At 64.9% G+C, this 23,917-nt stretch carries 19 protein-coding genes and 1 tRNA gene; 10 read left to right on the top strand and 10 right to left on the bottom strand.

Annotated features, from left to right (window positions below):
- Positions 1-2: 2 nt before the first annotated feature.
- Both ACFQRC_RS07475 and ACFQRC_RS07470 read right to left on the bottom strand, forming a co-directional pair.
- On the bottom strand, positions 3-443 hold the full coding sequence (locus ACFQRC_RS07475; protein WP_379959563.1) for a hypothetical protein: 441 nt from the start codon (positions 441-443) through the stop codon (positions 3-5).
- A 75-nt stretch (positions 444-518) separates the two neighbouring features.
- On the bottom strand, positions 519-3,788 hold the full coding sequence (locus tag ACFQRC_RS07470; protein WP_379959561.1) for an error-prone DNA polymerase: 3,270 nt from the start codon (positions 3,786-3,788) through the stop codon (positions 519-521).
- Positions 3,789-3,842: 54 nt separating this feature from the next.
- Between ACFQRC_RS07470 and ACFQRC_RS07465 the strand changes: the two genes are divergently transcribed.
- Both ACFQRC_RS07465 and ACFQRC_RS07460 read left to right on the top strand, forming a co-directional pair.
- The gene (locus ACFQRC_RS07465) at positions 3,843-4,100 is read left to right on the top strand and encodes a type II toxin-antitoxin system Phd/YefM family antitoxin (RefSeq protein ID WP_379959559.1); all 258 of its coding nucleotides are present in this window, start codon (positions 3,843-3,845) and stop codon (positions 4,098-4,100) included.
- On the top strand, positions 4,097-4,510 hold the full coding sequence (locus tag ACFQRC_RS07460) for a type II toxin-antitoxin system VapC family toxin (protein WP_379959557.1): 414 nt from the start codon (positions 4,097-4,099) through the stop codon (positions 4,508-4,510). Before ACFQRC_RS07465 ends, ACFQRC_RS07460 begins: the two co-directional genes overlap by 4 nt.
- A gap of 5 nt (positions 4,511-4,515) precedes the next feature.
- Here ACFQRC_RS07460 and ACFQRC_RS07455 read toward each other — a convergent pair whose 3' ends face one another.
- Together ACFQRC_RS07455 and ACFQRC_RS07450 are read right to left on the bottom strand one after the other, a co-directional pair.
- The gene (locus ACFQRC_RS07455) at positions 4,516-6,303 is read right to left on the bottom strand and encodes a DUF6504 family protein (protein WP_379959554.1); all 1,788 of its coding nucleotides are present in this window, start codon (positions 6,301-6,303) and stop codon (positions 4,516-4,518) included.
- Positions 6,212-6,982 (bottom strand): ImuA family protein, encoded by a 771-nt coding sequence (locus ACFQRC_RS07450; protein ID WP_379959551.1) that lies wholly within the window; start codon positions 6,980-6,982, stop codon positions 6,212-6,214. Before ACFQRC_RS07450 ends, ACFQRC_RS07455 begins: the two co-directional genes overlap by 92 nt.
- Positions 6,983-7,148: 166 nt before the next feature.
- Between ACFQRC_RS07450 and ACFQRC_RS07445 the strand changes: the two genes are divergently transcribed.
- The 4 genes from ACFQRC_RS07445 to ACFQRC_RS07430 all read left to right on the top strand — a co-directional run bounded on the left by ACFQRC_RS07445 (position 7,149) and on the right by ACFQRC_RS07430 (position 12,809).
- Positions 7,149-9,971, top strand: coding sequence for a M16 family metallopeptidase (locus ACFQRC_RS07445; RefSeq protein WP_379959549.1), 2,823 nt, complete (start codon positions 7,149-7,151; stop codon positions 9,969-9,971).
- The gene (locus tag ACFQRC_RS07440) at positions 9,961-11,112 is read left to right on the top strand and encodes a sensor histidine kinase (RefSeq protein WP_379959547.1); all 1,152 of its coding nucleotides are present in this window, start codon (positions 9,961-9,963) and stop codon (positions 11,110-11,112) included. Before ACFQRC_RS07445 ends, ACFQRC_RS07440 begins: the two co-directional genes overlap by 11 nt.
- The gene (locus ACFQRC_RS07435; RefSeq protein ID WP_379959544.1) at positions 11,109-11,906 is read left to right on the top strand and encodes a LytR/AlgR family response regulator transcription factor; all 798 of its coding nucleotides are present in this window, start codon (positions 11,109-11,111) and stop codon (positions 11,904-11,906) included. The genes ACFQRC_RS07440 and ACFQRC_RS07435 overlap by 4 nt, the downstream gene beginning before the upstream one ends.
- Before the next feature lie 135 nt (positions 11,907-12,041).
- Positions 12,042-12,809, top strand: coding sequence for an isocitrate lyase/phosphoenolpyruvate mutase family protein (locus tag ACFQRC_RS07430; RefSeq protein ID WP_379959542.1), 768 nt, complete (start codon positions 12,042-12,044; stop codon positions 12,807-12,809).
- Between the two features lie 19 nt (positions 12,810-12,828).
- Here the strand turns inward: ACFQRC_RS07430 and ACFQRC_RS07425 are convergent, their stop codons facing one another.
- Entirely contained in the window at positions 12,829-13,821 is a 993-nt protein-coding gene (locus ACFQRC_RS07425; RefSeq protein WP_379959539.1) for an NADP-dependent oxidoreductase, read from the bottom strand.
- Between the two features lie 118 nt (positions 13,822-13,939).
- Positions 13,940-14,944, bottom strand: coding sequence for a DUF2171 domain-containing protein (locus ACFQRC_RS07420; protein WP_379959537.1), 1,005 nt, complete (start codon positions 14,942-14,944; stop codon positions 13,940-13,942).
- A 276-nt stretch (positions 14,945-15,220) separates the two neighbouring features.
- On the opposite strand from ACFQRC_RS07420, the gene ACFQRC_RS07415 reads away from it, so the two are divergent.
- Positions 15,221-15,296: transfer RNA gene (locus ACFQRC_RS07415), tRNA-Ala, on the top strand.
- Between the two features lie 33 nt (positions 15,297-15,329).
- Here ACFQRC_RS07415 and ACFQRC_RS07410 read toward each other — a convergent pair.
- Positions 15,330-16,559, bottom strand: coding sequence for a tyrosine-type recombinase/integrase (locus ACFQRC_RS07410; RefSeq protein ID WP_379959534.1), 1,230 nt, complete (start codon positions 16,557-16,559; stop codon positions 15,330-15,332).
- Positions 16,560-16,795: 236 nt separating this feature from the next.
- Here ACFQRC_RS07410 and ACFQRC_RS07405 point away from each other — a divergent pair, with 236 nt between their 5' ends.
- Entirely contained in the window at positions 16,796-17,332 is a 537-nt protein-coding gene (locus tag ACFQRC_RS07405) for a helix-turn-helix domain-containing protein (RefSeq protein WP_379959532.1), read from the top strand.
- Positions 17,333-18,172: 840 nt separating this feature from the next.
- On the top strand, positions 18,173-18,454 hold the full coding sequence (locus ACFQRC_RS07400) for a hypothetical protein (RefSeq protein ID WP_379959530.1): 282 nt from the start codon (positions 18,173-18,175) through the stop codon (positions 18,452-18,454).
- Positions 18,455-18,664: 210 nt separating this feature from the next.
- On the opposite strand, the gene ACFQRC_RS07395 is transcribed toward ACFQRC_RS07400, so the two are convergent.
- From ACFQRC_RS07395 to ACFQRC_RS07385, 3 genes are all read right to left on the bottom strand, one after another.
- Entirely contained in the window at positions 18,665-21,103 is a 2,439-nt protein-coding gene (locus tag ACFQRC_RS07395; protein ID WP_379959528.1) for a DEAD/DEAH box helicase, read from the bottom strand.
- Positions 21,103-21,861, bottom strand: a complete 759-nt coding sequence (locus tag ACFQRC_RS07390; protein WP_379959526.1) for a DNA methyltransferase — start codon at positions 21,859-21,861, stop codon at positions 21,103-21,105. Before ACFQRC_RS07390 ends, ACFQRC_RS07395 begins: the two co-directional genes overlap by 1 nt.
- 263 nt (positions 21,862-22,124) lie before the next feature.
- Positions 22,125-22,655: a hypothetical protein gene (locus tag ACFQRC_RS07385; protein WP_379959523.1), complete on the bottom strand. Its 531-nt coding sequence runs from the start codon at positions 22,653-22,655 to the stop codon at positions 22,125-22,127.
- A 188-nt stretch (positions 22,656-22,843) separates the two neighbouring features.
- Here ACFQRC_RS07385 and ACFQRC_RS07380 point away from each other — a divergent pair, with 188 nt between their 5' ends.
- The gene (locus tag ACFQRC_RS07380; RefSeq protein ID WP_379959520.1) at positions 22,844-23,866 is read left to right on the top strand and encodes a hypothetical protein; all 1,023 of its coding nucleotides are present in this window, start codon (positions 22,844-22,846) and stop codon (positions 23,864-23,866) included.
- Positions 23,867-23,917 lie beyond the last annotated feature (51 nt).

Raw genomic sequence — 23,917 nt, 5'->3', positions numbered from 1 at the left:
GGTCAGCGCGTCTCGAACGTGAATCCGGCCGGCGCGCGCGTCTCGACATGCTCGGCATGATATTGGTCCATCACCAGATCGAGCTTGCCCGGGCCGGCGGCGCGACAGTCGAGCGGATAGAGATTCGCCACCGAACCGTAGCCGCTGACGCCCGCGGGCCGCTTGGCGCCGATATCGGGGCTGGCGCCGTCGGCGCAGCGCAGGCGAGCGAGGTAGCTTCGCTCCCCTTCCGGTCCCGCGACCCGGACCGGATTTTGCAGGCTTCCGAGCGGGTAAGCGGCGGCCGCCGCGATCGCCTGCTCCAGCGCCGCGTCGCTGTTGCCGGCGCCGACCGCGGCGAGGATTTCCCGGTTGGCGGGCGATTCCTCGCGCGGTGGCTTGAGGGCGGATGCAGGGGTCGCGACGAGGAGGATTGTGGCGAAAGCCGGAAGATAAGGGCGCATGGAAATTCCTGATTGGGGTTTGCCCATCTAATTGGCGCGGGCGGCAAGCGCCAGTCATGAGCCCGAGAGCGTTGCTCAGTGGAAGTCGCGGCTCTTCTGGCGAAGGACGGAGTCCGCGTGGCGAGCGCTCGGTGACAGACGGTCAGACCGCTCCTTCCACCCCGGTTCGCCGCGGTCGGGGCTGCCGGCGTGCCTCGCGCCATCGCCATGACCGGTGCGATGCGGGAAAGGCAGATCGCCGACGGTGCGGAGGAGGGGGGTGTAGTCTTCGACCTGGTCGGTGATGACGTGAATCACCTCGCCTTCGCGCTGGACCTTTCCCTTGATGCCGATCATCGGAGCGGTCATCAACACGCGCCTATTGGCTTCGAACACCCGCATCCAGACGATCGCATTGGCGATGCCGGTCTCGTCCTCCAAGGTGACGAACATGACATTGCCTTCCCCGGGCCGCTGGCGGACGAGGACGAGCCCCGCGACCTCGACCTTGCGGCCGTCCTTGATCCGCGCGAGGTCGGCGCAGCGGGTGATCTTCAGGCGGTCGAGTTCCGGCCGCAGGAAGGCGAGCGGATGAGCGCGCAGGCTGAGTTGGAGATGGCGATAATCCTCGACCACCTCGCGGCCTTCGGTCATCGGGTTAAGCGCCGCCGCCGGCTCGCGCGCGGCCTCGCGCAGGTCGGCCGCGGCGAACAAGGGCAATTGCCCGTCGCGAAGCCCCCGCACCTGCCACAGAGCCTGACGACGGCTGAGACCGAAAGCGTGGAAGGCATCGCCGTTGGCGAGCCGTTCGAGCGCGGCACGGGCGACGCCGGAGCGGCGCCAGACATCCTCGATCGAAGCGAACGGCCCGGCGGCGCGGGCGGCAAGAATCCTTTCGACGTCGCCGGTGGCGAGACCGGACGTCATGCGCAGGCCGAGGCGGAGGGGCAATAATCCCCCCCGCGAAGGGCGAGGGACGTCGCCCTCCAATGTGCAATCCCACAGGCTCTCATTGATGCAGGGAGGGCGTATCTCCACGCCATGCTCGCGCGCGTCGCGGACGATCTGGGCGGGGGCGTAGAAGCCCATCGGCTGGGCATTGAGAAGCGCGGCGCAGAAGATGTCCGGATGGTGGCACTTCATCCAGGACGAGGCATAAGCGATCCTGGCGAAGCTGGCGGCATGGCTCTCGGGAAAGCCGTAGCTGCCGAAGCCCTCGATCTGCCTGAAGGTGCGTTCGGCGAAATCCTGGGTGTAGCCTTTGCCGATCATGCCGCCGATCATCTTGTCGCGGAACCGGCTGACGCCGCCGGTGGCCTTGAAGGTGGCCATCGAACGGCGGAGGGCATCCGCATCCGCGGGCGTGAAACCCGCGCCCACGATCGCCACTTTCATCGCCTGCTCCTGGAAGAGCGGGATGCCTTTTGTCTTTTCGAGCACTTCCCGCAATTCTTCGGAAGGATATTCCTCCGCTTCCTTCCCTTCCCTTCGCCGAAGATAGGGATGCACCATATTGCCCTGGATCGGGCCGGGCCGGACGATCGCGACCTGGATGACGATGTCGTAGAATTTGCGCGGACGCAGCCGCGGCAGCATGCTCATCTGCGCCCGGCTCTCGATCTGGAAGGTGCCGATCGTGTCGGCTTTGCGGATCATTTCGTATGTCGCCTCGTCATCCTCCTGCATTTCGGGCGAGGCGAGGTCGATACGCTTGCCCTTATGCTCGGCGAGCAGGTCGAAGGCGCGGCGCATGCAGCCGAGCATGCCCAGGCCCAGCACGTCGACCTTCATGAACTTCAATTCCTCGATATCGTCCTTCTCCCATTCGATGACGCGACGATTCTCCATCGCGGCGGGCTCGATGGGCACCAGATCGTCCAACCGGTCGCGGGTGAGGACGAAGCCGCCCGGATGCTGGCTCAGATGGCGGGGCGTCCCGATCAGCTGGCGGGCAAGGTCGAGCGTGAGGACAAGGCGGGGATCGGTTCTGTCGAGATTCAGTTCGTCGACATGGCGGTCGCTCACTCCTTCGCTCGACCAGCCCCAGACCTGGCCGGCGAGGGCCCCGGTCATGTCTTCCGAAAGGCCGAGCGCCTTGCCGACTTCGCGCAATGCGCCGCGGGTGCGGTAGCGGCTGACCACGGCGGTCAGCGCGGCGTGGCGATGGCCGTAGGTCTCGTAGATCCACTGGATCACTTCCTCGCGCCGCTCATGCTCGAAATCGACATCGATGTCGGGCGGCTCGGCGCGGTTTTCTGACAGGAAGCGCTCGAACAGCAGGCCGTGCTTCACCGGATCAATCGAGGTGATGCCGAGAATGTAGCAGATCATCGAATTGGCGGCCGAACCCCGGCCCTGGCAAAGAATGCCCTGGCTGCGGGCATATTGGACGATCGAATTGACGGTGAGGAAATAAGGCGCGTAACGCCAGCGGGCGACCAGCCGGAGCTCATGCTCCAGCAACTCCCGATAGGCTTCCGGCGGCGTGTCCGCGGGAATCTTGCCGTCGATCGCCGCTCGAGTGAGCAATTCGAGCGATTCCTGCGGCGTTCGCCCCGACATCACGATCTCGTCGGGATATTGGTAGCTGAGCTCGGTCAGCGAGAAGGTGCAGCTTGTCGCTATATCGGCGGTGGCGTGGATCGCGTCGGGATAGGCGCGGAAGCGACGCTCCATCTCGGCCACGCTCTTGAGGTGGCGGTCGGCATAAAGTTCGCGGCGGAAGCCGAGATCGTCGATCGTGCATTTGTTGCGGATCGCGGTGACGACATCCTGCAGCATCCTCTTGTCGGGGGAATCGTAGAGGACGTCGCCGGTGGCGAGGCTCCTGACGCTATGGCGACGGGCCATCCGGTCCAGCGCATGGAGACGAAGCGCATCGCCGGGACGGCGGCGAAAGGTTAGGCAAAGATGAGCCTTGCGACCGAATGCATCCGCCATCTGGGCAAGCGCGATCTCAGTGACGGCATCGGCTTCGTTCGGGATCAAAGCCGCGACCAGACCGTCCGAATAAGCGGCGACATCCTCCCAATGGAGGAAGCATTGTCCCTTTTCACCCTTCTTGGGATTGGCCCGCGCCTTGCCGAGCGTCAGCAGGCGGGTGAGCCGCGACCAGCCCCCGCGATCCTCCGGCCAGACAAGGAGCGACGAGCCGTCCATCAGATCGAGGCGGCAGCCGGCGACGAGGCGGACTCCCGTTTCCCTGGAGCCCCTGAGCGCCCGGACGAGGCCGCCGACGCTATTGCGGTCTGTGACGCCGAGCGCCGGATAGCCGAGCAGAGCGGCGGCCGAGAACAATTCCTCCGGGCTCACCGCCCCGCGCAGGAAGCTGAAATGGCTGGTGACCTGAAGCTCGACGTAGGTCATTGCGATTTTCGCCGTAAGTGACTAGGTAAAGTGGTCACTTCAAGGAGGTTTGCCATGGGCAAGATGATCGGCGCGGCGGAATTCAAGGCGCATTGCCTGCGCATCATGGAGGAAGCCAGTCGCAGCGGCGAAACCGTGGTCATCACCAAGCGCGGCAAGCCGTTCATGGAGATGAAACGGGTGGAGGAAGAGAAACCGAAATTTCTTTTCGGAATGCTGAAAAACGACGGGTATCGTTTCGATGATCCCGACAGCCCGGCATATGACCGGCCATGGAATGCCGAGCTTGGCATTCTTGGAGACGAAGATTGATCCTGCTGGACACCAATGTCCTGGTCTGGCTGATCATGGGAGATACCCGGCTGAAGCCGGAACGAAGAGCCTTGATCGAGGACGCCCGAGTTGAAGAGGGAGTCCGGGTTTCGGCGATCACGGCTTGGGAAATCTCCATGCTCGTCGACAAAGGTCGCCTCGATTTGCGCAGAGAAGTCTCGAAATGGATTGAGGCCGTCTTTTCGGCTCCTGGGGTGCGCATTGCATCGATCAGCCCTGCCATTGCGGTAGATGCGGGCCGCCTGCCTGGCGCCATACATGGCGACCCAGCGGATCGGCTGATCATTGCGACCGCGCGCGAACTCGGCTGTCCCTTGCTTACTCCGGACAAGAGGATTCTGGCTTACGCCGCTGCCGGCCATGTCAGCGTCATCGACGCGCGTCTCTAAGCCCTTCACCCGAACATCCCCTGGAGGTGCCAGCTGAGATCGCCGGTGCGGGCGTCGAGAGCGTCGCCGCGGCGGTAGAGCCAGAAGCGGCGGCCCTGCTCGTCCTCGACCTGGAAATAATCGCGCACGCTTCCGGCCTCGGCGCGGCGCTTCCACCATTCGCCATGGATGCGCTCGGGTCCGTCGGCGCGCAGCACGCAATAGCTGCGGCCGCGCCAGGTGAAGCGGCGCGGCGCGCCATCGGGGAGCAAAGCGACGACATTCTCGACCCGTTCGGGCGGGACGAGCATCCGCACCGGCCGGGGCCAGCTCGGCCATTGAGCGACGCCGGCGAGCGGAGGGACGCGGCGGACCGAGCGTTCGGGAACGTCGCTTTCGACGGCGCTCAGGCGATACAGGCGGCAAGGTCCGAGACGGATGGCGAGCCGGTCGATCAGCGGAACGAGATCGGCGGCCTTGATCTCGTCCGCCAGCCCGCCCTCGACAGGCTGTGGCGCGAGCGGCTCGACCCGCGCGGCGACGAGCCGCATCGCCTCGATGCCGAAACCGGGCTCGATCGTCTCGATCTTCATTTGAAAGAGACGTCGCAGATGGGGGGCTTCACGAGTGGCGCGAGCGGTGCCGATCGCGAGGCGCTGCTCGGAACCATCGACGCGGGTGCAGACGAGAAGCAGCGAACGGGCGGCAAGACCCTGCTCCTCCAGCGTGCGAACCAAAGCCCTCACCAGATCGGCCATCACGCGCTCGATGGCTTCGGCGGTGGCAATCGGCTCCAGCAGGCGAAGAAGGGCCTGGGGCGGATCGGTGGGTATGATCGGCTCGAACGCTTCCGCGACCCGGCCCAGCGCCTGGTTCAGGCGAGTCAGCAGAATCTGGCCGAAACGGCGGACAAGCGGCGCGGCGGGCATCGCCAGGACGTCGCCCACCCGTTCGATGCCGAGGCGGCGGGCGGGGACGAGTATCTTTTCATCGACCCGTAGCGCCACAAGCGGCAGGGGAGCGATGGCCGTCGCGATATTTCCCTCAGGACAGAGCAGGATCGCCTCGCCGCCGTGGCGGGCCAGCGCATGGGCCGCGCCATAGGTTTCGGCGACGGCGATGCGGGCGGCGAACCCCAGGCGGACGCAGAAGCGCAGGATGCGGGCGCACATCGCCTGTTCGCCGCCGAACAGATGGGCGACGCCGGTAAGATCGAGGAACAGCCCATCCGTATCCGCAACCGCGGCGCGGGGCGTCCAGCGACGGGCGGCGAACAGTGCAAGCCGGGTCAGCAGCGCCGCATCCGCCTCCGGCTCGGCGTCGCGTATGTCGAGACCGGGAGTGGTCACCCTCGCCTGGGCGAGCGGCATGCCGGGCTCGATGCCGACCGCCAGCGCTTCGGGCGAAGCCGCGGCGATGACGATTCGCTGGCCGAGACGATGCGTGGTGACCATCGCCTGTTCGGCCCTTCCGCCGTTCTCCCGCCAGGCGGAGGATTCGCGAAACGCCACGGGCGCGGCTTCGGTGCGGCGGCCGAGCTCGCGCATCGGCGGGCGCCGATGCGCCGGGAGCGCATCGATCCCGGCCTGCCTTTCCTCGCGACGAGCCCAGCGCGCGCCGGGCCGCCAGCCGCCGCCGCGCGGACAGGAACATTCTTCGATGCGGGCACCGACTTTCGGATCCGCCGCGGGCTCGGGCCACGGCTCCGCGCGCGGGGACAGCTCAGGCGGCCGCGCGGCGGCCTTCGTCCCCTCGATCCGGCGCAGCCTGTCGGTGGGGAGGTTCGGCAGGTAGAGCGAGGCGACCCTCGGCATCATTACCCTCCATGATCCAGGTGAAAGGGGCGCCGCCGCGCTGGCGGGCGAGCTCGATTTTCCAGCGGGGACGACCGATGCCCTCCACCGGCAAGTCCCCCGAGGGCGCGCAGGCGATGCGCCAGCGGGTGACGGCGGCGGAAGGCGGGGCGAACGGGTCCTCCCCGGCCTTGCGCCAGCGCCGCAGCATCAGCGCCGTCGTGCCCCCCTCCTCGGCGGCGAGCTGGAGGCGGCGGGTGGAGGCCATGGCGGCGCGGCCGATCTCGCCCACCACCGCGGCGAGACCGCCGTGACGCAGCCCCTCCTCCATCACCGCCAGCACCTCCTCGTCGCTTCGGGCCTCGGCATAGAGGACACGATCCGGCGGAAGGCCGGCATGCATCAGGCCGGGAGCGAAAAGGTCGCGGCGGGCCAAGGTCCAAAGGACGGCGCCAGGCAATCGAGCGGCGATGCCGGCGACGAACAGGGTGGCGGCGGCGTCATCGGAAAGGCCGGGACGCGTCCCGACCATTTCATGCAGGGCGGCGGTCGCGAGGCCACCCCCCTCCAGCCGCCGATCGAGGGCGGCGACGCCGAAGGGGAGGCATTCCTTGCCCTTCACCGTCGCCGATTCGATCGCCCGCACCTCCGCGCGCAGGGCGGCCAGCCGTTCGGCTCGGGAGGAGGAAAGGATAGGCATGACGACTCCAGGGACTCATTTGTTCCTTTTATGTTCCTCTCATTCATCCAGAGTCAACATGGCGGAAGCAAAGAAGTTTTTTCCAAACCATCCTCCTTCGCCCAGGCCTTTCCTCGACTTCTCTCGCACCCGGGAGGTAGGGACACAGGACTCATCCGGGAATTTCATGACCTTTCTTCGCCGCTGCCTTCTCGCCCTTCTCATCCTCGCCGCCGCGCCGGCCGCCGCCGCCGGCGATGCCGACTGGCTCTATCGCGGCAGCGACATTCCCCGCGACGAGGCTTGGACGTTCGGAACCTTGCCCAACGGGCTGCGCTACGCGGTGCGGCGGAACGCGCTGCCCGACGAGCAGGTCTCGATCCGCCTCAGGATCGACGCCGGATCGCTCAACGAACGGGATGAGGAACGCGGCTGGGCGCATTTCGTCGAACATATGGCGTTTCGAGGTACCGAGAATTTCGGCGACGGCGAGGCGCGGCAGATCTGGCAGAAACTGGGCGCCAATTTCGGCAGCGACACCAACGCGTCGACCAGCCCCACCCAGACCGTCTATCAGCTTGACCTGCCCGGCGCCGACCGATCCGAAATCGACCTCAGCCTCGACGTCATCTCCGACATGGCCGACAGCGCTTTGTTCGACCCCGCTCTGGTCGAGGCCGAGCGGCGCGTGATCCTGGCGGAAAAGAGGCGCCGGCCGGAGCTCACCACCCGGATGATGGAGGCGAGCTGGCCGCTTTTCTACGCCGGCCTGAAGGTCGCCGAGCGCGATCCGATCGGCACCGACGCGACCCTGCGCGACGCCACCGCCGAGGGGCTGCGCGCCTTTTACGAACGCTGGTATCGGCCCGAGCGGGCCACCCTCATCATGGTGGGCGACGCTGATCCGCAGGCGATGGAGGCGATGATCGCCACCCATTTCGGCGATTGGCGGGGGACCGGTCCGGCGCCGCAGGAGCCCGATTACGGCGTCGTCGCGGACACCGACCGAACCGCCGCCACCCTTGCTTATCCCGGCGCGCCGCACAGCGCGACCCTGCTCTGGCTGAGGCCCTACGAGGCTCTGCCCAACACGATGGCGCGGGAGAAAGCCGATCTCGCCCGCTCGCTCGCTTCCCGAATCGTCAACCGCCGGCTCGATTCCAAGGCGCGCGGCCAGGCGGCCTTCATCAACGCCTCTCTCGGCGAGGCCAGGCCGACCCATATCGCCGACATGACCCAGCTTTCGATCACCGTCCGTGACGGCCGGTGGCGCGACGCGCTGGGCGAAGCCTTTGCGATCCTCAACGATGCGCTCCGCGCCCCGCCGAGCGCGGCGGAGATCGCGCGCGAGATCGAGAATCTGCGCACCGCCGCCACCTCGGCCGTCGAAGGGGCATCGACGATCCGCTCGCAGCAATGGGCGCAGCAGATGATCAACGCCATCGACGGCAACAGCATCGTCGCCAGCCCGGCGACGGCGCTCTCCGTCCTCGATGCGCTGGCGCCGCAAATGACGCCGGAGCTGATCGGCGCGGCGACCCGCGATCTGTTCGAGGGGGCCGGCCCCCGGATCATGCTCGCCGGCCCCGAATCCGTCCCGGTCCCGGCCGTCGAGGCGGCGCTGGCCGTGGCCGGGGACATCGCGCCGTCCGACCGGGTCGAAGGGCGGCTGGTCGATATGGACGACCTGCCGCCGCTCGGGGCTCCGGGCGAGGAGGTGTCCCGCCAGGCGATCGAGGATATGGGCGTCACCATTGTCCGCTTCGCCAACGGCTCCACACTGACCTTCAAGCAGACCGACTTCGAGAAAGGGTCGGTCTCGGTCCAGCTCCGCTTCGGCGAGGGGCAAGCGGGGCTTCCCGCGGACGAGCCGTCGCTCGCCTGGCTCGACGGCATCGTCAGCGCGTCGGGCGTCGGCGACCTCGATCTCGACGCGATGGAGCGGCTGCTGACCGGCCGGAAGATGGCGATGAGCTTCGGGATGGCCGAGGACGCCCTGGTCCTGCGCGGCCAGACCAACGGCACCGACCTGGCCGACCAGCTCCGGCTGCTGGCGACGAAGCTCGCCTTTCCGCGCTGGGACACGTCGCTTTTCGCCCGGTTCAAGGCGAGCGCGCTCGAAAGCTACGAACTCAACTTCGCCTCGGCGGCGGCGCGGGCGGGACGCGAATTCCCCGCGTTCAGCCGCAGCGGCGACGAACGCTGGGCGCCGACCGACAGGGACGCGATCGCGGAGGCGACTCCGGAGGCGTTCGAGGCCTTCTTCGCGCCTTTGCTCGCGGCCGGGCCGGTTCACGCGATCGTCGTCGGCGATGTCGACCTCGAAACCGCCGTCGCCGCCATGGCGAAGAGCGTGGCGGCGCTGCCGACGCGGACGCCGGTCCGGGAAACCGAGGCGTCGCTGGCCGTTCGGCCGCCGTCGCCCGATCCGGAAGCCCGGACCTTCACCCACAATGGCGATCCCGACCAGGCCTATGCGGTGGTCGGCTGGACGACGTTCGGCGGCACCGACCGGATCAAGGAGCGGCGCGCGCTCAGCCTCGCCGCCAACATGCTCCAGGTGCGCCTCTACGAGCGGCTGCGCGAGGCGGAAGGGGCGACCTATTCGCCGACCGCCATTTCGAGCACGTCGCAGGTCTTTCCCGATTGGGGCATCTTCTACGCCGCCGCCGAAATCCCCCCCGAAAGCGCCGACACCTTCTTCCGCATCGCGCGCGAGGTCGTCGCCGACCTGGCGGCCAAGCCGGCGTCGCCGGACGAATTCGCCCGTGCGCAGAATCCGGTCATCAGCGGTATCGAGCGGAGGCTCAGGACCAACGGTTACTGGCTCAATGCGATGGAGGGCTGGATCGGCAAGCCCGAGCTGATCGACCAGACGCGGAGCTTCCTTTCCGATTATGCGACGATGACGGCGGAAGATGTCCAAGCCGCGGTCGCGAAGCACGTGACCGACGCTGGCGACTGGTCGATGCTGGTTTTGCCGGGTAAAGCGAATGGCGGTGGCCACTGAACCCCTCACCCTGACCACGCCCCTGGGCGGCGACGCGGGCAAGCGGCGGAAGCCCCTCCGGCTCCAGCAGCAGCCATTCTTCGCCGACAAGAATCGGGCCTTCTGGATCCTGCAATCGGCGGGATGGGCCGGCTATTTCGTGCTGCGCTCGCTTTCGGGCGTGGCCAATGCGTTCGGCTTCACCTTCATCGTGCATACCGCCTTGCTGACCGGCACCGGCTATTCGATCACCCTGTTGATGGCGGCGGCCTACCGGCGGCTCATCAGCCTCAGGCCGATCATCACCTGGGCGGTCTCGATCGTGCTGGTGCTGCTTGCCTCGGCCGGCTTCTCGGCGATCGAGACGTGGAGCCACGCGACCTTCCTCCGGCCCGGCACGCGGCCCGAGGGCGTCGAGTTCATGGGCGCGATCCTGCTCGATTTCTCGCTGCTCGCGGCCTGGTCGGCGCTCTATTACGGGGTCAATTACTATCTGCTGCTGGAAGAGCAGACCGATCAGCTCCTGCGGCTGGAGCACCAGGCGAGCGCGGCGCAACTCGCCATGCTGCGCTACCAACTTAATCCGCACTTCCTGTTCAACACGCTGAATTCGATCTCCACTCTGGTCCTTCTCAAGCAGACGGAACGGGCAAACGCGATGCTCTCGCGGCTTTCGTCCTTCCTTCGCTACACTTTGGTCAACGAGCCGATGGGCTATGTCACGGTGGCGCAGGAGGTTGAAACGCTGAAGCTCTATCTCGAAATAGAGAAGATGCGTTTCGAGGAGCGGCTGAGGCCGCGTTTCCATATCGATCCGGCGGCGGCCCGCGCGCGGTTGCCCTCGCTGCTTCTTCAGCCTTTGGTCGAGAATGCGATCAAATATGCGGTGACGCCGCAGGAGGAGGGGGCCGACATATCGGTCGAGGCGCGCAAGGTGGGCGACAAGGTGGTGATCACCGTGTCCGACAGCGGTCCGGGGGCGGACGGGCAGGCGCTGCAGGCCGGGCAATCGTCCACCGGAGTCGGACTGGCGAATATTCGCGACCGTCTGGCGCAGGCCTATGGCGCGGAACATCGTTTTGAGACTCAAACGAACATACAGGGGGGCTTTGGCGTTATCATAGAGATTCCCTTCCAGATCCAAACCGAGGAACCGAAATGACCATCCGCACGATCCTGGTCGACGACGAGCCGCTTGCCATCCAGGGGCTTGAGCTGCGCCTGGAGAAGCATGACGATGTCGAGATCGTGGAGACCTGCTCCAACGGCCGGGAGGCGATCCGCGCGATCAAGACCCACAAGCCGGACCTCGTCTTCCTCGATATCCAGATGCCCGGCTTCGACGGTTTCTCCGTCATCCAGGGGCTGATGGAGGTGGAGCCGCCCTTGTTCGTCTTCGTCACGGCCTATTCGGACCACGCCATCCGCGCCTTCGAGGCGCAAGCGGCCGATTATCTGATGAAGCCGGTCGAGGAGGACCGCCTGGCGGACACGCTCGACCGGGTGCGCCAGCGCCTCGCGGAAAAGCGCGGCGCCGAAGAGGTGGGGCGCCTGAAGGAAGTGCTGGCCGAGGTCGCGCCGGAATCGATGGCGGTCGAAGGCGTCGAGGATTCCCACTCGTCCAGCCGTTACGAGAAGCTCATCAACATCAAGGACCGGGGCCAGATATTCCGCGTCGACGTCGATTCGATCGAGAAGATCGACGCGGCCGGCGACTATATGTGCATCTATACCGGCGACAACACCCTGATCCTGCGCGAGACGATGAAGGATCTCGAAAAGCGCCTCGACCCGCGCCGTTTCCAGCGCGTGCACCGGAGCTGCATCGTCAATCTCGACCTCGTCCGGCAGGTCAAGCCGCACACCAATGGCGAATGTTTCCTGGTGCTCGATTCGGGCAGCCAGGTGAAGGTCAGCCGCTCCTATCGCGACGTGGTGGCGCGCTTCGTCCATTAGCTCGGGGTTTGATCGCAAGCATCGGAGCGGCCTTTCCCGTCATTCCCGCCAAGGTGGGGATCACGCTTCCTTTTTTCGGAGAAGGCGGATTAGAAAAGCGGGATTCCCGCTTGCGCGGCTATGACGAGGAAATCGATGATGCAGAGTGAAAAGGCCCGGATATTCGCTTCGTTGCACAGGCCGGGCACGCCCTTGATCCTGTTCAACGCCTGGGACCCGGGCAGCGCCAGAGCGGTGGCCGATGCCGGGGCGAAGGCGGTGGCTACAGGGAGCTGGTCCGTCGCCGCGGCCTTCGGTTTCGAGGATGGAGAGAAGCTGCCGCTGGACCTCGCGATCGACAATCTGAAAAGGATCACGGCGGCGGTGGCGCTGCCGGTAACGATCGATCTGGAGGGCGGCTACGGGCTGGCGCCGGCGGAGGTCGGCGCGACGGCGGCCAAAGCGATCGGGGGCGGCGCGGTCGGCTGCAATCTGGAGGACCAGATCGTCGGCGGCGAAGGGCTCCACAATATCGACGACCAGTGCGAGCGCCTGCAGGCCATCCGAGCGGCGGCGGACGCGGCCGGCATCCCCTTCTTCGTCAACGCCCGCACCGATCTGTTCCTTCAGGCCGGCCCTGGCGAGCATGGCGCCCTCGTCGGGTCCGCCGTCGATCGCGCTTGCGCTTATGCCGAGGCGGGGGCGAGCGGAATGTTCGTGCCGGGCCTCGCGGACGAAGGGTTGATAGCGACTATCTGCTCCAAATCGCCGCTCCCGGTGAACGTCATGGCCTCGTCCGCGACTCCGCCGGCGCGGCGGCTGGCCCAGCTTGGCGTGGCGCGGATCAGCCACGGACCCGGCCCGTACCGGATCGCCATGCGGGCGCTGGCGGAGGCGGCGCGGGCGGCCCAGGACGGCGCCTGACCGACGCGGCGGGCCCGGATCAGAGCCGCACCAGCATCTTGCCCATGTTGCCGCCGGAGAAAAGGTCGAGGAAAGCCCGGGGCGCGGCCTCTATCCCCTCGCGCACCGTCTCGCGCGACTTCACCCGCCCGCTCGCGATCCAGCCGCCCATGTCGCGATAGAATTGGTCCATCTCCGCCATATAATCGGTGTAGATGAATCCCTGCATCCTGATCCGAGCGGCGATCACCCGCATGATGTAGCGGAAAGAAGGCGGCGGGCCGGCATTGTAGCCCTCGATCATTCCGCAGATCGCGAAGCGGGCGTTGTTGCGGGCGGCGGCGAAAGCGGCGTCGAGATGGTCGCCGCCGACATTGTCGAAATAGACGTCGATGCCTTTCGGGGCCGCCTCTATGAGCGATTTGACGACCGGCCCCGCTTTGTAGTCGATCGCCGCATCCGCGCCGAGCTCGCGCACCCAGGCGCATTTCTCCTCGCCTCCGGCCGAGCCGATCACGGTCATGCCCCTGGCCTTGGCGATCTGCACCACCGCCGACCCCACCGCGCCCGCCGCCGCCGAAACGAAGACGATGTCGCCTTCCTTTGCTTCGGCCACACGCAGCAGGCCGAAATAAGCGGTCGCGCCGGTAAGGCCGAGATTGCCCAGCCACTGCTCGTCCGACACCCCCATGGCCGGCACCTTGTTGAAGGAAGCGGCCGGCCCCGACGCCTGCTCGCGCCAGCCCATCATGTGGAACACCGTGTCGCCGACCTTGAGATCGGGCGAGCGCGATTCGACGACCTTGCCGACCGCCCCGCCCTGGAGCGGCGCGCCCACCTCGAACGGCGGCACATAGCTTTTCACGTCGTTCATCCGCCCGCGCATGTAGGGATCGACCGACAGCCACATATTCTCGACCCGCGCCTCGCCGTCGGCGAGCGGCGGCAGGTCGACAGGCTTCAGCTCGAAATGGCTCATGTCCGGAAGGCCCGAGGGCCGCGATGCCAAATGCCAGGCGCGGGAGCCGGTCATGTGTCTCTCCTTCTCGTTTCGATCCGCAACCTACGCGCGCAAGACCGACAAAAAAAGCCCGGCCGGATGAACAGGCCGGGCAAAGGAAGCCTTGTCACCCCCACGGGGATGCCAGAGCCTATTCGCGGTCGGAATAGGTGCCCGAGAAGCTGCGGTTCAGCATATGCGGTCCGTCGCTTCCCTGGTCCTCGCGCTCGAAAAGGGCGCGGCTCCTGTCCTCGTCACGCCAGGCGGCCATCGCCTCGTCCGCATTCTTGTTGACCGTCACCTTCTCATCGACCGTTTCGATCCACGAGCAGGGGATCGAATGGTGCCGGCCGCCAGCGCGTTCGTCGCTCTTGGTGAGGATGATCCGATCGCCTTTCACGCAATCGACCGTGCCGATATGCTGGCCGTCCGATCCCATCACCTCCATATGCTCCGAGACGTTGCGCAGGGAATTGCGCTGCCCCTGCCTCTTCTCGCGCCAGCCGGCGAATTCCTGATCGAATTTCGACTGATGCTCATGACGATATTCGTCATAGTCGCGGTCGAGCTGATCGATCTGGCGGTTGCGCCATTCGGAATAATGGCGGTCGTGCATCTCGTTCGTGGCGCCGCCTCGGCCGCCCTGGACCATGGACTGTTCGCGCGCCGAGCTTCTGAATCCCGCTGCGGTCGCGCCATAGCCCGCGCCATAGACGCCTCCGCCGACCGGCGAAGACATGGGATGGGCGCCGTGGGTGCCGGTGCTGCCCGCATCGATGCGGTCGAACCGGCGGCCGCGATCGAAATCGCCGCCGAAGCCGGAACCGCCCCAACTGTCGGAGGCGCCGCCGCCGGTTCCGGCATAATGTTCGTCGCCGCCGAAATAGCCGGAGCCGTAGCGGTCGGCCGAACGGCCGCCGCCCCGGTTGCCGACGTCATGGCCATAGTCGCGGCGGCGGCCTTCATACGGGCCCTTTTCGCGCCGTCCGCGATCGTCGTCGTCGCCGAACCAGGAGCGGACCTCGTCGCCGGCGCGCTCGAAGAAGCCCCGGTCATCGTCGCCGCCGCGATAGCCGCGGTCGCGCTCGCGCCAGGGGTCGCCACCGGAGCGATAATTGTTGCCGCCATATCGATTGTCGCCGCGTTCATAGGCCATGAGGATTCTCCTTCTTTCCGGGTTGGATCGGATCGCGGGACACGGCCGGGCCGCGCCCATCTTCGCCATTGAAACGAAGCAGGCGGGCGGGCCGTTCCGGCGGCAAGGCCCATCCGTGGCGGTGCGTCGGCGGAACGAAACGGCGCCCGCGGCCAAGGCTGTCGCGGCCCCCGGCATTCGCGCATTGCGCCGGGCCATCGGCGCCGCTATTGGGGGCGCCTTCGCCAACGGGCGCCCGTCGAAATTTCCACTTCGCCGGGGTCCGCATGAAGGCGCGGGGCCGTAGCTCAGATGGGAGAGCGCTGCAATCGCACTGCAGAGGTCAGGGGTTCGATTCCCCTCGGCTCCACCAACCTAAGTCTCTCCAGATCAACGACAATCCGGATCACGCCGCGACGGGCACGTCGTCGCGTGTATCGCTGGTGTATCGCAAGTGCGCTTTCGTGTGCTTCGACAGCTCGTCGAAAAAAGTGTCGACCTCGCGTATCGCGCGCCGCAGGTAGCTTGGGGAGAGGTGCTCATAGTTCTTGGAGGTCGTGCCTTGGGGACGATGGCCAGCAAGCATCTCGCGCTGCTCTTTGGGCACCCCGCGCTCCGCCAACCACGTCAGCATGGTGTGGCGTAGGGTCTTGGGTGTAGCGCCTTCCACACCGGCATCGCGGCACACCGCGTTCCAGCTGGTCTTTATCGAGGCGGTTTCCCGCTCGAAGTGGGTCGGCCCACCCGGCGTTCTATGACGCTCCGCAATCGGCACCTTATACTTGATGAGCTTCCCCTCGATGCCGACAAGCCAGGGGCGGACTGCCTTGGCGATCGGCACGATCGGCCGCCGCTTGCGGGTGTGAACCTGTCCCGGCTGGTTGGGATCGATCAGGTTACGTCGGAGGTCGATGTTGGCGTCGGTAAGGCCGAGCACGGCTTCAGGGCGGCCAGCAATGCCCAGCTCGATCACGATGAACCGGACAATGTGCTCCCGCTCCGGTCGGTCGGCGCACGCATCGAGGATGCGTGCGAGCTCCTCGAATGCGAGAAGACGGTCGCGTGCAGGCGCCTTCTGGTGCGCCGGGATGTCCGCGATGAAAGCGGGATGATCGATACGCTGGTGTTTCCATGCCCAGGTCAACGCGCCTCGAAGCGCTGCGAGGTCACGGCTGATCGTGTGACCGCCGGCGCCAGCGGCGGCACGCGCCTTACGGAAGCGGGCCTGAAGGTCGGGGGTGAGATCGGCCACGACGGGGCCAGAGACGATACGGCCATGGCGGCGCTCTTCCTCGAAGAAGGCCATCCAGTGCTGGACCGAATAGACGTAGCGGTCGGGGGCTGCCAGCGTCGTGACATGATGCGTCAACCAGTCGGCCATGAGCGCCTCGACGAGCGCCTCGTCCTTCGCTTCCTTACGCGGCGTGCAGTGCGCGAGGTGGTGCGCTGCTAGTGCGTCGAGTGCTTGCTGCGGCGGAGCGTCTGGATTGCCGCCTCTTGCAGCAATAGACTTGCGCCTCGTGACTCCTCGACCATCGACGTGGTCGAGCCAGCAGATGCACCAGGTGCCGATGCCGGGCCGCTGCCAGAGCCAGAAGTTTCCGATTTGATGGCGCTTGTTATGTGGACGCGGCATTGCTGTCTGATCTCTTCGGCTTCCAAGCGGCAGATTTCGTTGTAGATAGATTCTGAGAGCAGGATCGCGCTCAGCTCGGGGGAAAGACGAAGCGTTCGGCCCACTCGCGCACAGGATCGAAGCTTCTCAGCCAGCTCGCTGGCGGGTGTTGTTTCGCATAACATTCGCGTGTTATATGACACGCATTCGATAATGTCGAGGTCGAAAATGCTCCGTGACGTAGAAAGGTAAGCGAGTTGGCCACCGAGACCTTCCCCCACGCCGACAGCGAAGCGGCGATGATGCTGGCTAAGGCTCTGAAGCGGATGCAGGTGCAGAAGAAGAGCATCCGCGACATCGCGAAGGAACTCAATTACAGCCAGGGCACCGTGCTCAGCCACATGGCCAACGGTCGGGTGCCGATCCCGATCGACAAGGCGCCGGAGATTGCGAAGGCGGTAGGGCTATCGCAAAGCGAGTTCTTGATGGCCGTCATGGACCAACGGCACCCAGAAGTGGCTCATCTGCTGGTGAGTGGCGTCGACGCCTGCGACGATATCGACGTGGGTTTCGCCCACGAGTTGGAGTCCATCGCCGGTGTCCCCCTGGAACGATTGACGTCGGATCAGAAGGACATAATGCGACAGCTGGTGACGGACGCGCGACCGCGGCGTCGCTGGTTGTTACACGCGGAGATCCCTGCGGTGCAGCTGCTAAGGGAGCTGTTGCCCGGCTTCACCACCGAGGGCTTGAGCCACTCCCAACGGGCCGCTCTCATCGCGGCGCTGAAGTGAAGTTAATGCGTGTCTTGCAACACACATGCATTCCGCTTATAATGCCGGCACATTGTGAGACATCACGGTGCCATACGCACAGAGGATCAACGCCGGCACCTCCCGGCGCAACGGTGACACCGGGACGAAGACCGGCGCTATGAGCAGTGCAGCGAACGGAGGATCGGGTGCAATCCCCGGTTGTCGCCGAGGTGGGTCAGGGCCGCCGAATGGACGTTGAAAGACGGGAGCTCTGCGTGGCCGCAGCTCCCGACCTCGGAGGAGTTGGAGATGAGAGCGATCCCGAGGTGCTTCCAGCATGTCTGGATAACCGAGTGCCGCTTAGGCGGCGGATTGGGGATTTAATTGGTCGGACCAAGGACTCCGCCGACCTGCCTTGTAAGCTAATGATCCCTCTCCACTTCGACGGGAAGTCGAACAATCCCCCTGCATCTGGTTCCGCGCGAGTTTCGTGCTGAAGCCAGGTGCGGGGGGGAATAGAGCTTCTCTGGGAAGGGTTCAGGTCCACCAGAGCGAACGAAAAAAGGCAAGGCAAGCCGAAGCGAAGCGGAGGCGCGCCTGGTGTCGGCGCGTAGCGGCGACACCGGACATCCATATCAAGCATATACAGTAGTCTTCGTTGTCGGATTCGCATGGGCGCATACGGAAGGGGATGGACCCTTTGGAAGCGAAGTTCATACCATGGAAACTGGGCCTCGGAAGATAACGTATTTTGGCCTGGCATGCGCGGCGTGATTAACCGCATCGAGCTTGCCAACGAAGCTATGGTCGAAGCCACCCGACCAGAGCATCACGCGAAGCTAAACCTCTCTTACCAACAACGAACGATGAGGTTTACCAATGATGCTCTTCTTCTTCTCGAACGATCGTGGTTTCGATCGCAACGTCTTCGCTATCGGTCAGCACAGGGCTTCGGAACTCTTCTTGGCCCACCAGGTCCTCAACAACGTGCCGGTCTGCCGGTATTGGTGTGAGCGCGTTACCGTGGGTGGTATCGTCGAGCCTCACCGAACTCACCTCCGGCAAGCCCTGGAGCTGGGGATGGAGGGTGTCGGCACCTACGATGAGAGCACTGGCTGGCGCATCGACATGCCCCATGAGGAGAGCGCCCGATCCGTTTGACTTGGTCTGCCCGGCTGCTTCGCGGTCGGGCAGCTTCGTTTGGGTCGGCAGCTACCCTCCGGCGATCGCCTGACTGATCTGGTCGCTGATGCTCATGTTGGGGTTCTCCTCCGCCCACATGAAGAGCATGGTCCCGCCGCTCATCTCCTGGGCTCGGAGACCAATGTTTCGCTTCTCACGGCTGTCCGCGTTATCGGTCCTGTCGGCGCCCTAATATTCCACCACGAGGGTGCGGCCGTCTTCGAGGCCGACGACGAAGTCGGGATAGAAGCGGTCGGTGGATGTCGGCAGCCAGTATGACCACGGCGTTCGGTCCACGTTCCTGACCCAATGCCGGACCTTTGGGTGCCGGTCGATGGCCACTGCGCAATGCCACTCCTCGCCGCCGTGGCGGAGGTCACCGATCTGGCCGAACAGGTGCTTCTGTGGGAGCCATGGCCCAGCATAGGGCGTGCGCGGATCGTAGCCGGCCTTCGAGAAGGTGAAGCTGACGATTTGCATCGTGACCGGCGTGACACCGTCGAGCAGCAGCTGCGCACCGCGGTGACCAGCAGCGTCACGCAGCTGTCGCACCCGCGCCATGACCGCCCTGCGGAGCGCATATTTCCCGCGCACGAGGGTGGCGAGGGGGATCCCCTGTTCTTCCAGCAGCCACTCGCAGACCCGCCGGCAGTATTCGAGGTAGACGGGCTGCGGCACGTCCTGCTGCTTGGTCGTGCGGTCGAGCCAGCGCGAGAGTGCAGCTGCATCCCAGCTGGTCGAGTCATCGAGCGCCAACTCCAGCGGGGCGGCGATGCTGCGGTAGGTGATGTGGTCGCCGTCCAGGTCGAGTTCGAAGGTATCGGGCCGCTCGGTTACCTCGAAGCCTGGCAAACTAGTGTCAACCTGGCGGAGGTCCCACCCTCCGAGGTCCACCAGGGTCTCTGGGTAGATCAGTTCGAGCTGGCCATCCCGGTCGAGGACCAGCTGCGGCACCTGTATGATCTCACCGCGCTCGGCGGGAGAGGAGTTCGCCCGGCGCTGCTCGATGAAGGCTTCGACGGCGGCGAGGGAAGGCGCCTCAGAGCTCGCCAGAGCGGTCGCAAGCGAGCGAAGCACTTCGTCCGGCGCCGTGGGCTCAAAGGCGATGGTGACGCTCCCAGCGGCGTCCTCAACCATCCTGACGGCGGCGATCATGTCGGGCGACCAGCTGGTCTGGTCAGGTCGCTGCTGCACCACAAGCGGAGGCAGCTGTGCGCGGTGTTCGAGAACGAAGCCATGCTCATAATCGAACTCGGCCGGCTGTTCGACGATTGCGGCGAGCGCTGTTCGCTCGTCGAAGCCCATGGCGGTAAGGCGATCCTTCAGCCCCTCGGCGGCCTCAAAGAAGTTGAGCTCCGAGACATGGGCATAGGCCCGGTTGAGCTCCTCCGACGCGCGACGGGTCGCGAACGGCATGCGTAGCACCCGACCGAGAAGCTGCTCCACTGAACCGGGGCTGCGGATGCTGGCGAGGGAGCAGAAGACGTAGGCGAACGAACAGTCCCACCCCTCCTTGAGCGCGTCGACGGTGATGACGTGCTCGATAGTGCAGGCAGGATCGAACAGGTCAATGCCATCGAGCTCGCGCTGATCCCCAGTTGCGACGGCGATGCTGGTCGGCGGGATCTGCTGGTCTTCGATCAGGTAGACCCGCAAGACGTCGACTGTCGCCTCGGCACCCGCTCGGGCCGGCTGCGCCTGGTAAAGCGCGATCGGCCGAATACGGCCGGCATCGCTCGCGGCGATCCTCTCCAGCCAGGCGCGTTGCATCACGGCGTGGTGAACCGCCTGCTGCCAGCTGACATGCTGCGACAAATGGATGGGCAGCTTGATCATGTCGGCCGCCTTCAGTTCCGCGGCCGTGGCTGAGACGATGACGTTCGAGCGCACCGGCGTCGCGGTGAACTCGATGACGGCGGCTGGTGCGATGCGGCCGATGGTTTCGCCCGACAGGGTCGATGTGAAGTTATGCGCCTCGTCCACGATCATGAGCGGCCGGTGGAGCTTCAGCAGGTTGGCGAAGCTCGCAACAGGCTTGCCTGCACGCGAACCTTCGGTGTGCACCGCGAGACCTGCGGACGGCGGCACGGCGGCAAAGTGCGGCTCCAGCTCTTCGTCCTCTCGATAGACGTTCCGGTCGGCGACGTTTGAGACGCGGAAGGACTGGACCGTGGCGACGATCACCGCCGCGGCATCGGTCAGGTCCTGCGGACGGATCTGACGACGCTCGTCGACTTCGTAGACGCGGACGGCTCCGCCGAACGCATCGGCAAGAGCGTGGCGGTAAGGGTGTCCCGGCTTCTTCAAGGCATCGACAGTCTGCCGAGCGATCGTTGCGGACGGTGTGAGCCACAGAACGAGCGGGAAGCGCCTGTCGAGATAGGCGTCACGAGCTACCCCGACCGCATGAGCGCCGAGAAGGGTCTTACCTCCACCTGTTGGAAGGCGGAGGCAGCAATAGGGCGTCCCAGCGAGCCCAGAGAGCGGCCTGTAGGCCGCTGCAAAGGCGCCGGGCTGCCCAACCTCCACAGCATCCCCGTATGCTCTGTGGTGCGGCTTCACGGCAGCTGACGCGAGGAAGGTGCGGAGTGCGTCGAGGGCGCGCACCTGATAGGCTTTGAGCTCCATCAGCGTGCGCTCACGTCGTATGGCGTCTGCTTGAAGGTCACGACTTCTTCCCGCAAGCGTGCTGCCCCCAGCCGTGTTGCTTCGCCATAGACGACCATGGGTCCGGCCCAGCCAGTGCCGTCCTGCCGAAGGCGCGTCAACAAGGGCGAGGTGAGCACGTTACCGCCGCTGACGCTGCGATCGCCGAGGATGCCGTTGTAGAGCAGGGCATAGGCCGTGCCATCATGGACGCCGAGGAACGGGCTGGAGCCGTCACTGACGTAAGGCGTCGCCGTCTCGCTGAACCAGATATGCGCTGCCAGCGTGGGGAAGCGGATCCCCGCGGCGATGGCACCGTCAGTGTCGAACACCGGGTCTCCAAGCCGGTAGAAGCGGTAGCCCCCTCCGCCCTGCCAGGCAACGGCCTGCGAAATGCCACCCTCCTCGCCGGCGATGACCTTGTCGAGCCTCGGCTTGCAATGGGTGACCGCATGCTCGCCTGTCTCGATCCCGATCCAGCGGCGGCCCATCTTGTGAGCGACGGCGGCTGTGGTGCCGCTGCCGATGAAGCTGTCGAGAACAAGATCCCCAGGTGCCGACGCCAAAGCAATGATGCGGGCAAGGAGCTTCTCAGGCTTCGGCGTGCCGAAGACCTCTTCCTTAGGGAACAGGGCCTTCAGGTCGAGGCTAGCCTCCTTGTTGCTGCCGACCTCCTGATGGATCCACCATGTGTTCGGCGTCAGCCCTTGCTGCATTTCCACAAGAAACTTTTTGAGCATTGGTCGGCCAGTGCCAGCGCGTCCGAACGTAATGCGATCATCGCTTAACCAAGCACGATACTGAGCCTCGTTGCACCGCCAGTAGCGGTTTACCGGAGGGCGAAAGGCAACTATATACTTTACTTAGCAGAGGCGAGTCGAGTAAGTGTTAGAGAGACAGGCCGGCGACACCACTGAGGTTCAAGTCACTCGCGCTATGATTGACGCGGGTCGTGGGGAATTGCGCGGCTACCAACCAGGGTGGGAGTCGGATGAGGCGGTTCTCACCAGGGTCTATACGTCGATGGCATTAGCCTCTGGCTTGCCTCTCCCCACCAATTCGTAAACTCAGCCGCCAGCATCGCAATCTCACCGCATATCTGGCTGATCTTTTCATCATCCATTGGGTGCGCTTCGGGCTCTAGACGCTTAACCCCATCCTTGCCGCCCCACATTTGCAGGACAAAGCGGCCACCATCGTGATCCTCGGACCACAATCCGTGCGCGACCAGGTTTCTCTTTGCCTGCACCTCCTCAATGGCTGTTCGGAACTCTGCGAACCTCTTTACGTCTCGGTCATAGATGGCGCGGCTCGGTAGCAGCAGGCTTATGGTCTGGAGGCGGGGCCGGATGTTCATCTGGGTAAACACTGCTCGCCCTTCTTCTTCGCTGATGGCGAGTAGATCCTTTCCCATGACGGCGACCTGGTGTTCAAGGAAGGCCCACCAAGCTACAAGGTAGCCAAGCTCCTGCGCTTGAGCCGCCGTAAGCGTAGGAACGATGTTGTAGGACGTGCCTTTGGGGTCTTCATCCATGTCAAAAACCGATCCTAAGAATGAAACCTACTCCGAAGAGGAGACGGTAGCGCGTCGCGAGGCCGCGCTAAAGCGGATGCTGGCGACTCCGCATAAGCCGCATAAGCCCCGGTCGGCGCCAACGAAAAGGTAAGGCGTTTGACAACCGACGGAATCCCCGTTCCTATGTAGGCAAGGGGGCACCATGCATGGCTATCGCAGTCACTGAGAAGGATGGCGATCTATTCAGCGTCATTCGTTCTGAGGATGATGCGTGGGAATTGTTGCGCATCATCGAGTCAGGCGAGCACGGCGACGCACCCATAATTCCTCTCTTTGAGGGATGGCCTTCCAACGAGATAGTCTTCTGGTTGGGTGAGGAGCACGAGGTGCTCACTGCGCCCATGATGGAGGCCTTGCTCGCCTACCAAGCCGGCCTATATCGGTCATTCCTTCTCGTAACAGATGACACGACGAACCTGCGCGGCCTCTCGAATGAGGAGCGGCGCGAGTACGAAATGCGGTTCAAGGTTGGGGAGGGTTGCACAAAGCTCATTCCTGACTGGGATGGCCTCTTGAATACGTTTATAAGCAAGGTCGTAGCCAACATGACCGGAACCCAGATCACCATTACCGTGATAGGCTTTGCCTTGCTGTTTGCGGGCGGTGCCGCGTGGCGGGCCTGGCTGGATCATAAGTCCAAATCAGCAGCGGAAGAGGCTCGAAACCAAACGTCTCGGGATTTTCTGGCGGCACAGCGATTTGCGACAGAGGCGGACGTTGAGAAGACGCGCATGTTGGTTAGCGCGATTGAAAAGGCGATGGGCACGCGCGCGATGATTGATGCCAGTGACGAGGGCAAACAGGGCGTTTTGCGCGCGGCGGCCCGTGTGGATGCCACCGATGTGGCTGGCGTTGAGATCGTGCCGGAGGCTGCTAAACGCATGGCGCGCAACGCACGGACCGAGCCTGAAATCGAGGAGCTACGCGGAATGTTTCGCGTTAGGCGAAACGATGCGGACCCGAATGGTGCATTTCGGATCAGACTGATCGCAGATGATGGCGAAGAGTTTTTTGCCGGAATTCGTGACGCGTTGGTTGCAGGGGATGACCGTAAGATCATTTCCGAAGCAGAATGGACGCAGACGCCGTTCTGGGCTCGCGTTGAAGTTATCCGGCACCGTGGTGAGATCAGGAGCGCGACGGTAGTGGAGGTCGGCCGCCCTCATTAGCGGCCTGTCCAGCGTTTGCGAGGCTCGCCGATAACCTTGATCGGCTTCGCC

It is taken from the genome of Enterovirga sp. GCM10030262 (assembly GCF_042666435.1).
In the GTDB taxonomy this organism is placed as follows: Bacteria; Pseudomonadota; Alphaproteobacteria; order Sphingomonadales; family Sphingomonadaceae; genus Allosphingosinicella.
This window is presented reverse-complemented; position numbering and strand designations above follow the sequence as displayed.